At 61.5% G+C, this 14,241-nt stretch carries 12 protein-coding genes; 5 read left to right on the forward strand and 7 right to left on the reverse strand.

What is annotated here, in order from left to right; all coding sequences use genetic code 11:
- Positions 1–5: 5 nt before the first annotated feature.
- Both BN32_RS14595 and BN32_RS14600 read right to left on the reverse strand, forming a co-directional pair.
- Positions 6–794 (reverse strand): enoyl-CoA hydratase, encoded by a 789-nt coding sequence (locus BN32_RS14595; RefSeq protein WP_019199596.1) that lies wholly within the window; start codon positions 792–794, stop codon positions 6–8.
- Between the two features lie 60 nt (positions 795–854).
- Positions 855–2,060: an ABC transporter substrate-binding protein gene (locus BN32_RS14600; protein WP_019199595.1), complete on the reverse strand. Its 1,206-nt coding sequence runs from the start codon at positions 2,058–2,060 to the stop codon at positions 855–857.
- A gap of 182 nt (positions 2,061–2,242) precedes the next feature.
- Between BN32_RS14600 and BN32_RS14605 the strand changes: the two genes are divergently transcribed.
- From BN32_RS14605 to BN32_RS14620, 4 genes are all read left to right on the forward strand, one after another.
- Positions 2,243–3,214, forward strand: coding sequence for an NAD-dependent epimerase/dehydratase family protein (locus tag BN32_RS14605; protein WP_019199594.1), 972 nt, complete (start codon positions 2,243–2,245; stop codon positions 3,212–3,214).
- On the forward strand, positions 3,207–4,526 hold the full coding sequence (locus tag BN32_RS14610) for a flavin-containing monooxygenase (protein WP_019199593.1): 1,320 nt from the start codon (positions 3,207–3,209) through the stop codon (positions 4,524–4,526). Before BN32_RS14605 ends, BN32_RS14610 begins: the two co-directional genes overlap by 8 nt.
- Positions 4,527–4,734: 208 nt before the next feature.
- Positions 4,735–5,373 carry a thermonuclease family protein gene (locus tag BN32_RS14615; RefSeq protein ID WP_244438181.1) on the forward strand — a complete coding sequence of 213 codons (639 nt, stop codon included), beginning with the start codon at positions 4,735–4,737 and terminating at the stop codon, positions 5,371–5,373.
- A gap of 4 nt (positions 5,374–5,377) precedes the next feature.
- Positions 5,378–6,865 carry a M48 family metalloprotease gene (locus BN32_RS14620; protein WP_019199591.1) on the forward strand — a complete coding sequence of 496 codons (1,488 nt, stop codon included), beginning with the start codon at positions 5,378–5,380 and terminating at the stop codon, positions 6,863–6,865.
- A gap of 77 nt (positions 6,866–6,942) precedes the next feature.
- Here BN32_RS14620 and BN32_RS26240 read toward each other — a convergent pair whose 3' ends face one another.
- The 5 genes from BN32_RS26240 to BN32_RS14650 form a co-directional block, all read right to left on the reverse strand.
- On the reverse strand, positions 6,943–7,722 hold the full coding sequence (locus tag BN32_RS26240; protein ID WP_244438182.1) for a CarD family transcriptional regulator: 780 nt from the start codon (positions 7,720–7,722) through the stop codon (positions 6,943–6,945).
- A gap of 408 nt (positions 7,723–8,130) precedes the next feature.
- Positions 8,131–8,469 carry a ferredoxin FdxA gene (fdxA, locus tag BN32_RS14635; protein ID WP_019199588.1) on the reverse strand — a complete coding sequence of 113 codons (339 nt, stop codon included), beginning with the start codon at positions 8,467–8,469 and terminating at the stop codon, positions 8,131–8,133.
- A gap of 92 nt (positions 8,470–8,561) precedes the next feature.
- Positions 8,562–8,831 (reverse strand): RNA-binding S4 domain-containing protein, encoded by a 270-nt coding sequence (locus BN32_RS14640; protein ID WP_019199587.1) that lies wholly within the window; start codon positions 8,829–8,831, stop codon positions 8,562–8,564.
- 8 nt (positions 8,832–8,839) lie between these two features.
- Positions 8,840–12,187 carry a helicase-related protein gene (locus BN32_RS14645; protein WP_040426746.1) on the reverse strand — a complete coding sequence of 1,116 codons (3,348 nt, stop codon included), beginning with the start codon at positions 12,185–12,187 and terminating at the stop codon, positions 8,840–8,842.
- Between the two features lie 351 nt (positions 12,188–12,538).
- Positions 12,539–13,405: a DUF3108 domain-containing protein gene (locus BN32_RS14650; protein ID WP_040426563.1), complete on the reverse strand. Its 867-nt coding sequence runs from the start codon at positions 13,403–13,405 to the stop codon at positions 12,539–12,541.
- Between the two features lie 359 nt (positions 13,406–13,764).
- Between BN32_RS14650 and rpmB the strand changes: the two genes are divergently transcribed.
- Complete coding sequence (gene rpmB, locus BN32_RS14655; RefSeq protein WP_019199584.1) at positions 13,765–14,058, forward strand: 50S ribosomal protein L28; 294 nt, start codon at positions 13,765–13,767, stop codon at positions 14,056–14,058.
- Positions 14,059–14,241 lie beyond the last annotated feature (183 nt).

The following is a 14,241-nucleotide window of genomic DNA, read 5'->3' on the forward strand; positions in this document are numbered from 1 at the left end:
ATGCCCTAGCGCCCCTTGAACACCGCGGCGCGCTTCTCCATGAAGGCCTTCGCTGCCTCACGATGGTCGGAGGTTTCCGAGCAGCGGGTATGATGGGCGGCCTCAGCGTCGAAGCAGGCCTCGAGCGACAGGGTTTCCGCGTTGTTGATGTTGCGCTTGATGTAGCCCAGCGTCACGGTCGGCCCCTGTGCCAGCGACATGGCAAGATCAGTCGCCGCATCCGCAACATCAGCGTCCGGGACAACCTTCGTGACCAGCCCGAGTGCGAGGGCTTCCTGCGCCGTGAGAACGGGCGACATCAGATAAAGCTCGCGCGCCTTGGCGCTGCCCAGCATCTGCGTCAGGAAATAGGTGCCGCCATAATCGCCGGAGAAGCCGACCTTGGCAAACGCCGTCGTGATTTTGGCGGATGCGCCGGCGACACGCAGGTCGCAGGACAACGCAATCGACAAACCCGCGCCGGCTGCAGCGCCGTCGATCTGGGCAACGACCGGCTTCGGCAATTCATGCAGCAGCCGCGAGATTTCCATGCCCCGCCGCAGATTGGCGCGCTTCACCTCATATGTGAGCTCCGACTTGTTTTCGGCCATCGACTTGACGTCGCCGCCGACACAGAACGTGCCGTTGGCTCCGCGCAGGAGCACAGCGCGGACATCCGAGTCGTCCGCGGCGCGCCGCGCCGCCTCAATGAGATCCGCAGACATTTCCGCGTTGATCGCGTTACGCCGCTCGGGACGGTTCATCGTGATCGTCAACAGACCGCGATCAAGACTTTGGAGAACTGTGCCGCTCATGGAGATTCCCTGTGCAGGACGTCAGCGAGCACTGGCCGAAGCCGGCGCTCGTGACAGGATTTACTTCTTGATGAACGGGCAGCGTGATGCATCCAGTGACTGGAAGGCCTGATCACCCGGAATCGTGGCGAGCAGCTTGTAGTTGTCCCAACGCCCCTTCGATTCCGATGGCTTCTTCACCTCGAACAAATACATGTCGTGGGTCATGCGCCCGTCCTCACGGATTTTGCCACCCTTGGCGAACATGTCGTTGATCGGCGTCGACTTCATGATCTTCATGACAGCAGCGGAGTCGGTGGTGCCTGCAGCCTTCACTGCCTTGAGGTAGTGAGTGACCGAGGAGTACACGCCTGCCTGCGCAGAGGTCGGCACGCGTTTGACCTTGTCCATGAAGCGCTTCGAGAACGCGCGCGTCTCGTCATTCAAATCCCAATACCAGGCTTCGGCCAGAACGAGACCCTGCGCGGTCTCAAGCCCGATGCTGTCGATATCGGTGACGAAGGCGAGCAGCGGCGACATCTTCTGTCCGCCCTTCATCAGACCAAACTCCGCACCCTGCTTGATCGCATTGATGGTGTCGCCGCCGGCATTGGCAAGACCGACGACTTTCGCCTTCGATCCCTGAGCCTGCAGCAGGAACGACGAGAAGTCCGATGTATTGAGTGGATGCTTGACGGTGCCGAGCACCTTGCCACCCATCTTGGTCACGACAGCGGACGTGTCCTTCTCTAGATCCTGCCCGAACGCATAATCGGCCTGAAGGAAGAACCAGGTGTCGAGTCCCGCCTTCACGGCAGCGAGGCCTGTTGAGTTCGCCTGCCCGAATGTGTCGAACACATAATGAACCGTGTAGGGACCGCACGCCTCGTTCGTCAAGCGAACAGACCCGGGGCCGTTGAACATGATGATCTTGTTGCGCGTCTTCGCGATCTCGTTGGCGGCAAGCGCGGTGGCCGACGCTGCAACGTCGACAATCGCTTCGACACCCTGATTGTCGAACATGTCTCGCGCAATGCTCGACGACAGATCAGCCTTGTTCAAGTGATCGACAGCGATGATCTCGATCTTGCGACCCAACACTTCGCCGCCGAAATCTTCCGCCGCCATTTTCGCCGCAGTCTCGCTGCCTACGCCGGTGATATCGGCGTAAAGGCCCGACATATCGAGGATCGCACCAAGTTTCAGCGGCGGCTTGCCTTGAGCCAACGCCGCGCTTGAGCCGAGCACCACAGCGGATGAAATAAGCGTTGCGATAATCTTCTTCAACGTTGTCTCCCATTATCAATGGTGCGCCTTTGTCGGCGGCATCTCATTGGTTTCATCATGACGCAATGACACGTCAGCGACAAGGCCATGCGGCTCTTGCCCTTGACTCGTGCCGGCGAAATTACAAGCTTGCGGATCATCGGGCCCGTTTCGCGGGCACACGTTTCGCCAGACGGAATAGCATGCGGATTCTGATTACCGGAGCGGGCGGATTTATCGGCTCTCACCTTGTGCGCGCGCTGCTGAGCGCGGGACAACTGACCGACAGACACGGAGCTTCACGGCGGATTGATCGCATGTTGCTGGTCGATTCATATCTTCCCACCTGCTCGGATAACCGGGTTGAACGAATCTTGGGCGACATATCGGATGACGCCGTTCTGCGGCGCATTGCAGACTGGCAACCTGACAGCGTGTTCCACCTCGCCGCCATGCTCACCAGCGCAGCCGCAAAAGAGCCCGACCGCGCGCTGCATGTGAATGTGTCAGCACTGGCGCAACTCATCGGCATGGTCGGATCGCAAACTGTGCCGCCGAAGTTCATTTTTCCGAGTTCAATCGCCGTCTTTGGCGGTGTCCTGCCTGATACCGTGGGCGACGATCTGGTTCAGCATCCGCAAACGTCGTACGGCACGCATAAGTCGATTGCAGAACTGATGCTTGCGGACGCGGCCCGGCGCGGCGAGATCGAAGGCCGGTCGCTGAGGCTGCCGATCGTTCTTGTGCATCCCGGCCCGCCGACGTCGTCGGTCTCGGATCGCATCGCCGCCATCGTCCGCGACGCCGTTGCCGGGCACGATGTTATCGTACCGCTGAACAGCGAAACCCGTATCCCCGTCGCATCGGTATCCGCTGTCGTGGCAGGCTTGATTGCGATGCATAACGTCCCGTCCACGACACTCAATGGCGCCACCGCGATCAATCTTCCCGCGCTGACAGTCAGTATGGCGGACATCGTTGCCGCCCTGGAAAGAACTGTAGACTCATCGCGCCTCGGAAAAATCACCTTCGCACCTGACATGGCGCTGGAATCCATTGTCGATGGCTGGCCGAAGGGCTTTGTTTCACAGACGGCTTCCGCCGCCGGCATTTCAGGCGACGAGACCTTCGAAGGCATCGTGCGGCACTACATCGCGAGTCTCGGCAATGCATGACACGGCCGCAGCTTCACCGGATATCTGCATCATCGGCGCCGGCTCATCGGGTGTCGCGGTCGCAAAGGCATTGCGCGACCGAGGGCTTTCGTTCGACTGCTTCGAGAAGGGATCGAATCTCGGCGGCATGTGGCGCTATGAGAATGACAACGGCCTGTCCTGCGCCTATCGCAGCCTCCACATCGACACCAGCCGCAACAATCTCGGCTATCCGGATTTTCCCATTCCCGCCGACCAGCCGGATTTTCTGTCGCATCGGCAACTATTGAATTATCTCGAGTCCTATGCGGATCATTTCAAGGTCCGCCCCGCGATTGCGTTCAATACCGAGGTGATATCCGTCGAGAAGACCGGCGGCGGGCGCTGGCGGGTCGTAACCAACGATGGCCGTGCGCGAAACTACCGCGCCGTCGTGGTCGCAAACGGGCATCTGTGGAATCCGCGCCACCCGTCATTCCCCGGCACATTCGACGGCATCACCATCCATTCCAGCGAATACCGCACGGCTGCGCCGTTCGATGACAAGAATGTTCTGGTTGTCGGCATCGGCAACTCCGCCGTCGATATTGCGGTCGACCTTTGCAAGCGCGCAAAGAGCGTCGCGCTGTCGACGCGAACCGGCGCTCACGTGATGCCGAAATACATGATGGGAATTCCGACCGACCGCTGGTCGGCGTTCTTTTCCCGCAAGCTGAAATTCCCCACGCTGCTGACGCGCATGATCATGGCGCGGCTGGCTTACTTCGCTGTGGGCAATCAGCGCCGGTTTGGAATTCCGAAGCCGAAGCACCCGATGTGGCGCGAGCATGCGACCATCAGCCAGGAACTGCTGCCCTATATCGGGCACGGCTGGATCGGCATCAAACCGAATGTCGTGAAGCTCGCCGGCGACGCCGTCGAGTTCGCGGACGGGTCGCGCAATCCATTCGACGCCATCATTTATGCGACAGGATACAAAACGACATTCCCGTTCCTGACGCCGTCACTGTTCTCCGTCCCTGACGGCGAAATGGTCGATCTCTACCGGCGAATGACGCCGCCCGGCCTGCCCGGGCTTTTCTTCGCCGGCCTGGTGCAGCCGATCGGCGCAACAATTCCGCTGGTCGAGGTGCAGGCGCGATGGATCGCCGCCGCCCTTGCGGATAGAATGGCGCTGCCCTCTGCCGCCGAGATGGCACGTGAAGTCAGATCGCACCACGAGCGGAAGCAGCGGACGTGGCTGAACTCGGCACGCTATACTCTGGAAGTGGACTTCAAGAGCTACGTCGGCGCGCTTCGCAAAGACATGGAGCGCAATCAAGCAGGCCTCTAATGGCTAAATGCGGATGAGCAGACGCGGGGGTCGCATCACAGGAATTGCGACAGGGTTCGCGTTGATCATCTGTGTCTGCGATAGCCCGGCGCTCGCCGCATGCGAATTCGTGCGGCAGGGCGAGGGCCGGGTCGGCAGCGTGCTTGACGCAAGAACCTTCCGGCTTGAGGACGGACGCGAGGTGCGTCTCGCAGGAATCGAGCTTGCGGTGGACGCCGCAGGCCTTGGTAAGGTAATATTATCCTCGCTGATTGAAGGCCGTGACGTCACGTTGCACGGCTTCGACGACACGCCGGATCGATACGGACGCCAACCGGCTTTCGTCGCCTTGATAGACTCGGCAGCGCCGGTTCAGTTCGAGATGCTCACACGCGGCGAAGCCCTGGTGTCGCCGACCGGCAGCGACCCTGCCTGTTTCCAGGCGCTGCTGGCCAGAGAGGCCGCCGCGCGTGCGGCAAGGCGCGGCATTTGGGCTGGTTCCGCTGCCTTAAAAAACGCGAAAAGCACCGACGATATTTTGGCACGATTGGGACAATTTACTATGGTGGAAGGAACGGTTTCGTCGGCCCGGCTGGCCGGCGCGACATTTTATGTCAATTTCGGACGTCGATGGACACGGGACTTTGCCGTGACTATTCCAAGGCGCATGATGCCGGCCGTCGAGGCCGCTGGAATTGACCTTAAGTCTCTGAAAGACAAGAAGGTTCGAGTTCGAGGCTGGATCGAGAAGCGCGGCGGACCGAGGATCGAGGTCACTCACGTCGGGCAGATTGAGATGATCGGCGCGGCCAGGCCGATCCCGAAAAGCGATCTGGCCGCTACTGGGCCTGAGGATGAGGGTAAATAGAGGCGTGGCAGCACCCGCGAGCCAACGAGGTCCGAGGAGTTTACGCCGCGTTTTCGCGGCGGCGGCTCTATGCGCATCGTTCGCTCTGAGCGCCTGCGGCGACCTTGGCCGATTCCAGACCGCATCGAACCCGAGCTTAGCACCCACAAAGCCGAACAAGCCCGCCGCCCAAACCCCGGCGACCGAACGCGAGCATAGCCGCATCCTCTCCTCCTATGGCGGATCCTATGACGATCCGCGACTGGAAGCCCTGATCACCAAATCCGTCGAGCGTCTCGTCGCGGCCTCAGAGCGGCCCGACCTCTCCTACAAAGTGACGATCCTGAATTCCGGCGCGGTCAACGCCTTCGCGCTCCCGACCGGACAGCTTTATGTCACGCGCGGGCTGATCGCGCTCGCCAGCGATACATCCGAGCTATCGTCCGTGCTGGCTCATGAAATGGCGCATGTGCTGGCCAAGCACGCTGCGATTCGCGAAGATCAGGCCAAGCAGGCCGCCGTCGTCACCCGCGTGGTCGCCGATATGGGCAGCGATCCCGACATGAGCGCGCTGGCGCTGGCGAAGACCAAACTGACGATGGCGAGCTTCTCGCGCGCGCAGGAGTTCGAAGCCGACGGAATTGGCGTCGGCATCGCAGCGCGTGCCAAGTTCGATCCGTTTGGCGCATCTCGTTTCCTCACCGCGATGGAACGCAACGCCGCCCTGAAGGCAGGCCGCGCGCCCGCCGATCCCCGCTCGCTGGACTTCCTGTCGTCACACCCGGCGACACCGGAGCGGGTGCAGAACGCGCAGGCAAGCGCGCGTCAGTACTCGTCGCCGGAAGGCGGCGAGCGTGATCGCGATGCCTATCTCTCCGCGATCGATAATCTTGTTTACGGCGAAGACCCCAGTGAAGGCTTTGTGCGCGGACGGCGTTTCCTGCATCCGAAGCTCGGCTTCACATTCCAGGTTCCGGACGGCTTCGTGCTTGAGAACACCGCACAGGCGGTCGTCGGCGTGCGCGAAGGTGGCACGCAGGCGATGCGCTTCGACGTGGTGCGCGTTCCCGCAGAACAGACGCTTGGCGACTATCTCAACTCCGGCTGGATGGAGAATGTCGACAAGTCATCGACCGAGGACATCAGCATCAACGGCTTCCCGTCCGCGACTGCGACGGCCGGCGGCGATCAATGGCAGTTCAGAATATACGCGCTGCGGTTCGGCAGCGACGTCTACCGCTTCATTTTCGCAACAAAGAAGAAAACGCCGGAAAGTGATCGCGGCTTCCGCGACACGGTGAATTCATTCCGGCGCCTGACGCTGGCCGAAATTCAGGCCGCCCGACCACTGCGAATCAAGGTCATCACCGCACAGCCTGGCGATACGGTGGAATCGCTCGCGCAGCGGATGCAGGGCGTCGATCGGCCGGTCGACCGATTCCGCGTCCTGAACGGCCTCGACGCCCGCTCGACGCTCAAGCCGCGCGAACGCGTAAAGATCGTGGTGGACTAGATCTCGTCCAAGGATCGCTCAGTAAAAAGCCCGGCGCGACGCGCCGGGCTTTTTCATTCCAGTTATTCAAGACCCGATCAGGCGGCTTCGTCGGCAGATACCGAGTCGTCGCCGTCGCCATCGTCCGAATCATCAGCCGACGCGTCCGCACCTGCGTCAGCATCCGCCTTGGCGCCGCGACGCGGGCTCTTGGCAAGGTTTGCTTCGATTTCCTTGACCGCTTCAGTCTCGGTAACGTGCTGAACGACAGCGATTTCGCGCGACAGGCGATCAAGCGCGGCTTCATAAAGCTGCCGCTCGCTGTAGGACTGCTCGGGCTGCGATTCGGAGCGGAACAGGTCGCGCACCACTTCGGCGATAGCGACGATGTCGCCCGAATTGATCTTCGCTTCGTACTCCTGCGCGCGGCGCGACCACATGGTGCGCTTGATGCGCGCGCGACCCTTGAGGGTTTCGAGCGCGCGCTTGACGAGCGAGGGATCCGATAGCTTGCGCATGCCGACATTGGCGACCTTCGCCGTCGGCACCCGCAACGTCATCTTGTCCTTGATGAAGTTGATCACGAAAAGCTCAAGCCGCGCGCCTGCGATTTCCTGCTCTTCGATCGCGAGAATCTGGCCCACGCCGTGCGCCGGATACACCACGAATTCGTTGGTCTTGAATCCCTGACGCTGGGTCAAAGGCTTCTTCGGCTCCTCCACGCGCGGCGCAGCAGCAACCGGCTTCGCGGCAGGCTTGCCGGCAACGGTTTTCACAGGGGCCTTGGGGGCAGCAGGCTTCGTCACCGTCTTCGAAGGCTTCGCAGCGGACTTTGCGGGGGCCTTCGCGGACGTCTTTGCAGTTTTTTTGTTAGGCATTGTGCTTCTTTTGTTTTTTGAGGGTGTAGCGGACGCGCGAGCATCCTTCTTGGACGCGCTGCGGCTCGCCGCGAGCGTCTTTTTAGTGCCCTTATCCTTGGAACCCTTGTTGCTGATTTTGGAGTTCTTTTTATGACGCAATTTGTCTGACACAGCGCCTATGCGTGGAAACCGCCACGCCCCTGTTCAATGGTTTCTCGGGAACCCATCGGGGCCCTAAACATGGGGCAAAAAGGGTTCGGCTTTAGAATGTGCCCAAAATAGCACATTTCCCGCAAAAATCAATGATTTATGGACTGCGGCGCGCGTTTGGCGGCCTCAGCGGCAACATTCCTCACCGGTAGGGTTAAAAGTTATCCGCAGTCGAGGGGCCCGCTGGCTCCGGCCTGACGGCTCCAGCAGGCTTAATCAGTCGCCGGAACCCGGCTTGGCAGAAAAATATTTGTCGAATTTGCCCTCGACGCCGTCAAATTCCTTGGCGTCGTCCGGCGCGTCTTTTTTCTGGGTGATGTTCGGCCACGACTTGGCGTATTCCGCATTCACCTCGAGCCATTTCTCAAGGCTTGGCTCGGTATCGGGCTTGATCGCATCGGCAGGGCATTCCGGCTCGCAGACACCGCAGTCAATGCATTCATCCGGGTGGATCACCAGCATGTTTTCGCCCTCGTAGAAGCAATCCACGGGGCAAACTTCCACGCAGTCCATGTACTTGCACTTGATGCAGTTTTCAGTGACGACGTACGTCATCCAAGGCTCCGGAAGGTCCAATTTTCAGGTTTGGCGTAGCGCAGGACGTGCGGCGCTGCAAGAGACGCCGTCATGCGACTATCTGCAACTAGTCATTCCGGGAACGATTGCAAATCGAGGTAAATGGTCCGCGCAGCGGCAGCGTCTCCGCGCCGGTCCGTAAATCCAGTGATCTTCAGAATACGCACCCGGCTGTCGAGCGCGATGGTCAGCACCTCACCCGCCTTCACAGCATGCCCCGGCGATGTCTGACGTGCTCCGTTGATCCGGACGCGGCCATTGGCGACGAGGGCCGCAGCATCCGTCCGGGTTTTCACCACCCGCGCATGCCACAGCCACTTGTCGAGGCGCTGCCGATCCAAGCTTGAGATTATTCCTTGCGGTTACCTGCCAGCTGTTCCTTGAGCGCCGCCAGCTTTGCGAAAGGCGAGTTCGGATCTGCGGGGCGATCGCGTTCGCGCGGAGTGGCACTGGTCGCGTAGGTCCGGAGCGCGCCGCCACTGCGGTCGCGATCGTCCTTGCGCCCGTCCCGGCCGCGCTTGTCGAACTTGCCCTTGCCGCGATCCTGATTGCGGTCCTTGCCCTTGAAGTGTTCACGCGGCGGCCGGCCGCCCCTGTCGTCGCGCGGCGGGCGCGCCTGCGCTGCATCAGCGCCTTCTGCGGCAACAGCCGGAGCATCACCGCGTGGACGGCGATGCTCATTGCTGCGATCACGGCGATGACGGCCATGTCGCTCGCGCTTGTCAGCATCGGTAGCAGCTTCACCTTCGGCTGCCGGCGCGGCGGATTTATCCGGACCCTTGTAGCGGCTGCGGTCATGACGCGGCCGGCGCTCGTCGGAACGCCCGCCCGGCCGCCAGACTTCGACCAGCACCGGTTCTGCTGAAACAGTCGCCTCAGTTGCAGCCTGATCGGGAGCAACCTCGCCAGCAGGAGCTTCAACCGCCGCCGCCTCAGTGACGTCGGCCACAACAGCAGGCGTATCAGCGACAACAGCTTCCACAGCGGGTTCGGACGATTCCGATGGCGGAGCGAAATTCACTTCGGGCAAGCGCGAAGCGGACGCATCCGCAACCACCGCCCCGTCAGGTACCGCGGCGTCGTTGGTGATGTCAGCGACCGAATCCGTTGCCGCGGCAACTTCGGGTTCGGCGACAATCGCCTCAGATGCCGAAGGCGTTTCGGCTGCTTCAGGGAGCGCGTCAGCCACGGTTTCCGCAGCGATGGGCGGCGCAACCTCGACCGGCAGCGGCGGCCGCCTTTCCATGCGGTAGCCGAGCGCCTTCAGGATCGAGGCGAAATCGTCACCAGCCGAACCGGTCAGCGACGTCATGGCCTGCGTCGCAATGAATGAGCGGCCATCGAATGCGCCCGCGGGCTTGTCGCCCGATGAGCCGGGGCGCCATGACAGCGCGGGACGAATAAGGTCGGCAAGACGCTCCAGAATATCGACGCGCACTGCGCGATCGCCGCACAGCTTGTAGCCGAGCGTCCGGTAAGCCTCCTGATCGAGCGCCCTGTCGGCGGGAAACGACGTGCGTCCGCTGGCGGCCAGATGTTGCCCGCCGGTCAGCGCCGACCAATCCACGTTGTCGCGCTTCAGCGCCCACAGCAGCGACGCAAGTCCGCGCGCCGCAGGCTTCAGCAGCGCGGGAAGGAAAATGTGATAGGCGCCGAAACGAACGCCGTACTTGCGCAGGCTTGCGCGCGACGGCTGGTCGAGGTCCTTCATCTCCGTGGCGATCTTCGACCGTTCCAGCACACCGAGCGCTTCGATCAGCTGGAAGGCGATGCCACGCCCGATACCGGTAATGTCTTCGGCCTTCGACAGTTCGAACATCGGGCCGAGAATTTTTTCGATATGTGTCTTGAGCCACAGATCGAGCCGCGCCTGCACAGCCTCGCGCGACGGGCCGGTCAGGCGCTCGTCGGCGATGATGCGGATACGGGGGTGCAGCACATCGTCGGCTGCGACCAGCTTGGCAACGGCATCGCCGGTCCAGCGCAAGGTCCCATCGGACGCCAGCACGAACTGATCGTCCGGCGCCTTCGCAAGCTTTTCGGCGCGCGCGTCGATCTCGCCCGCCAGCGCCTTCAGAGCAGCAGCCTGCAAGGCCTTGGCATCGGAGCCCGCCTCAGCCGACTCCGGCGCGAACATGAATCCATCGAGACGGCCAATCATATGGCCCTCTACGATCACTTCGCCCGTCTTCCCAATCTCAGTATTCAGCATCGTGTTTTCCCGCAAGCGCCGCATCAATACACTGGTCCGGCGATCAACGAAACGCTCAGTTAGCCGTTCATGCAGGGCATCTGACAATTTATCCTCGACAGCGCGGGCAATCGCCTGCCAGCGCTCGGGGTCCACCAGCCAATCGGGACGATTTGCCGCGAATGTCCAGGTCCGGATCTGCGCGATCCGCGCAGATAATGTGTCGATATCACCATCAGTGCGGTCGGTTTGCGCGATCTGGGCCTCGAACCAATTGTCCGGAATCCGGCCCTTTCGCATCAAAAACCCGTACAGCGTGGTGACAAGCTCGGCGTGGGCCGCAGGCGACAGCTTGCGGTAGTCGGGGATCTGGCAGGCCTCCCACAGCCGCTCGACGGCGGCAGCGCCCTTTGCCATGTCCCGGACGTCCTCGTCGCGTGCGGCATGGTCGAGCACGCGGATATCCTCGGCAATCGGCGCACGTGTCAGCGCTTCGTGGTTCGGGACAAGCGCGAGCGACACCTGGAGCGCGCCCAGCGACGAGAAATCCAGCCGCGTGTTCCGCCATTGCAGCATCTTGACGCTGTCGAAGGTGTGGTTCTGGAGCGCATTGACCAGTTCGGGCTCGAACGGCGCACAGCGTCCCGTGGTTCCGAATGTCCCATCACGCGTGGCGCGGCCGGCGCGGCCCGCGATCTGCGCAAATTCAGAAGGGGTCAGCCGGCGGAACTGATAGCCGTCGTATTTGCGGTCTGATGCAAAGGCGACGTGATCGACGTCGAGATTGAGCCCCATCCCCACCGCATCGGTCGCCACGAGGTAATCGACGTCGCCAGACTGGAACATTTCCACCTGGGCATTGCGCGTACGCGGGGACAAAGAGCCCAATACCACAGCGGCCCCGCCATGCTGACGCCGGATCAGTTCGGCGATGGCGTAAACCTCGTCGGCGGAGAATGCGACAATCGCAGTGCGCCGCGGCTGCCGCGTGATCTTGCGGTCACCGGCAAATTCGAGCTGCGACAGCCGTGGCCGCGTGACGATATTGGCACCGGGCAACAAACGCTCGATGATCGGCCGCATGGTAGCCGCACCCAGCAGCAGGGTTTCGTCCCGCCCGCGCCGGTTCAGAATCTTGTCGGTGAAAACGTGACCGCGCTCCAGATCAGCGGCGATCTGGATCTCATCCACCGCGAGAAACGACACATCGAGATCGCGCGGCATCGCCTCGACCGTGGAGACCCAGTACCGCGCCCGCGGCGGCTTGATCTTCTCTTCGCCGGTAATCAGCGCAACCGCGTCAGCTCCGGCCCGCGCGGCAATCTTGTTGTAGACCTCGCGCGCCAGCAGACGCAGCGGCAGACCGATAATGCCAGAGGAGTGAGCCAGCATCCGCTCGATAGCGAGATGGGTCTTGCCAGTGTTTGTCGGGCCCAGCACTGCCGTAACACCGGCTCCGGGAGCACGCTCATTCGAAAACAGCGGAGCAGAGGACGACAAGGGCATGATCAGAAAGTCCGCATGACGCACACGACGCGGACGCCGCAGCCAGTTTGAAGGAAGTGTCTCACAATGCGACGGTTTTCACGCCTCAACTTAAGATTTGGAACGGTTAAGGAACGAAAGAAGCCCGAATCGCTGACTCGCGGTGTGAATGTCGTGCTCCCCTCAACATGTCGCACAATCCGTCGGCCGACGATACTATATGGGGTTTGAAGATACTCCGCGCATGCCGCGATCGGGATGAAATCGTTAAATCCGGAGTCGAATCGGATTGGCCCGAGAGTCAACACGATTCATGGTGAGAATCTCGACTGAATCAGCGCGCGGGGTGGCCGCAGACCCGGACCGATCGGGTCAGTTCGTCGAGTTCGTCTTGGCGGTCTTCTGCACCGAAACGAATTCCGTCGCTTCGATCATGCCGGTGCCGAGCGGCGTCGGGATGGTGATCCGGAAAGGCGCCAGCACGCGCGTTCCGGCAATCGGTGCAAACCAGATTTCCATGTTGCGCTGGGCCGCGACGTATTTGATCGAGACACGATCCGGAACGTAGCCCGCGATCGGCGTGAAATAGACCGCACAGACCACGACCGGCCCGTGATAGCCCCTTTCGGCCTTGACCGTTTCCATGCGCTTGTAGTCGAGCCGCAGATCGTAGCGCATCCTGCCATCGAACACCGACAGCGTCCTGCGGCAAGCTTCGGGACCAACCGGATCGCCGGTGCCGGCGACCTTGAGAAGCGAGCCCGTCATCGGATCGAGCACGTTACGGCGATGCGCGTCCGTGACCGGAATACGATCCGGACTTTCCGGCGGCTGCGGCTCGATAGCGGAGTCTTTGACGTTGCCACCGCCCAGCGCGATACGGATAACTTCGGCTTTCTTTCCGTAATTGACAGTCGACACGTAGCTCAACGGAGCGAGTTGACCTGCCGCAATGCGGCCCTGCGCAGTACCTGTGCCGTTGCCGCCGCCGATCGATTTCATCAGCCCCGTGGTGGCGCCGCTCACCGCCGCCGAATACTGATCCTCGGAGATATCGACGATCCAGGCGCCTTTGCCAATCGGAAGCCCGGCCAGCGAGGCCTCATACTTGGCGTCCAGGCGGCCCTGGGCACTCGCAGGCACGACCAAGGCCGCGCAGAGCGCAAGCGCCCACGGCACGCAAAGCCCGAGCCTTGCGATCCGCAAGCGTTTCCAAGCGAATTTTGGGAACCGGGGCATGTCCACCGACGAAAATCCTTGCACGCAATGACCGGCGATTGACCGGCGCCCCGGGGCACGGCGTCGGCGGGACGGCTATCCCGCATAGGCCGCGAAAGTTGATATCGAAAGCCTGTGTTAGCTTGTCTGGTCAGGGATTACGTCGATTATATGTTAGGAAATCACTGGTTTAACGGGGAAAATTGTCATTTTTGCCGACGGATGCCTGCTCCCCGACCTGCAGATAAGTTGCTGAAATCGCCTCCCAACCTTGACGCTAGGCGGCTAGCCCCTTATAGCTCCGCCGTTCCTGAAATGGACGGTTTCAAACCCCCACGCGACCCCTCTCTGGCGGTCCGGGGCGACACAAGGATTTCGCCATGTCTCGGCGCTGCGAATTGACGGCCAAGGGCCCTCAGGTTGGCCACAAGGTCAGCCACTCGAACCACAAGACCAAGCGCCGGTTTCTGCCGAACCTGTGCAACGTCACCCTGATCTCGGACACGCTCGGCCGCTCGGTGCGCCTGCGTGTTTCGACCAACGCGCTGAAGTCGGTCGACCACCGCGGCGGCCTCGACGCGTTCCTGACCAAGGCAAGCGCAGGCGACCTCTCGCCGAAGGCACTGGAGCTGAAGCGCCAGATCGAAAAGAAGAAGCTCGCCGCAGCGAGCTGATTGTTTCGATCTGCAGCAGGTTTTCAAAAGGCCGGGTTTTTTGCCCGGCCTTTTTGTTTTTTTGGCAGCCCCTACCCAACCCTTCGTCATTGCGAGGAGCGAAGCGACGAAGCAATCCAGTTCTTTATGGATGAACATCATCCTGGATTGCTTCGCTCCGCTCGCAATGACGAGGAGGGAACA

Origin of the sequence: Afipia birgiae 34632, from assembly GCF_000308295.2 — a bacterium.
In the GTDB taxonomy this organism is placed as follows: Bacteria; Pseudomonadota; Alphaproteobacteria; order Rhizobiales; family Xanthobacteraceae; genus Afipia; species Afipia birgiae.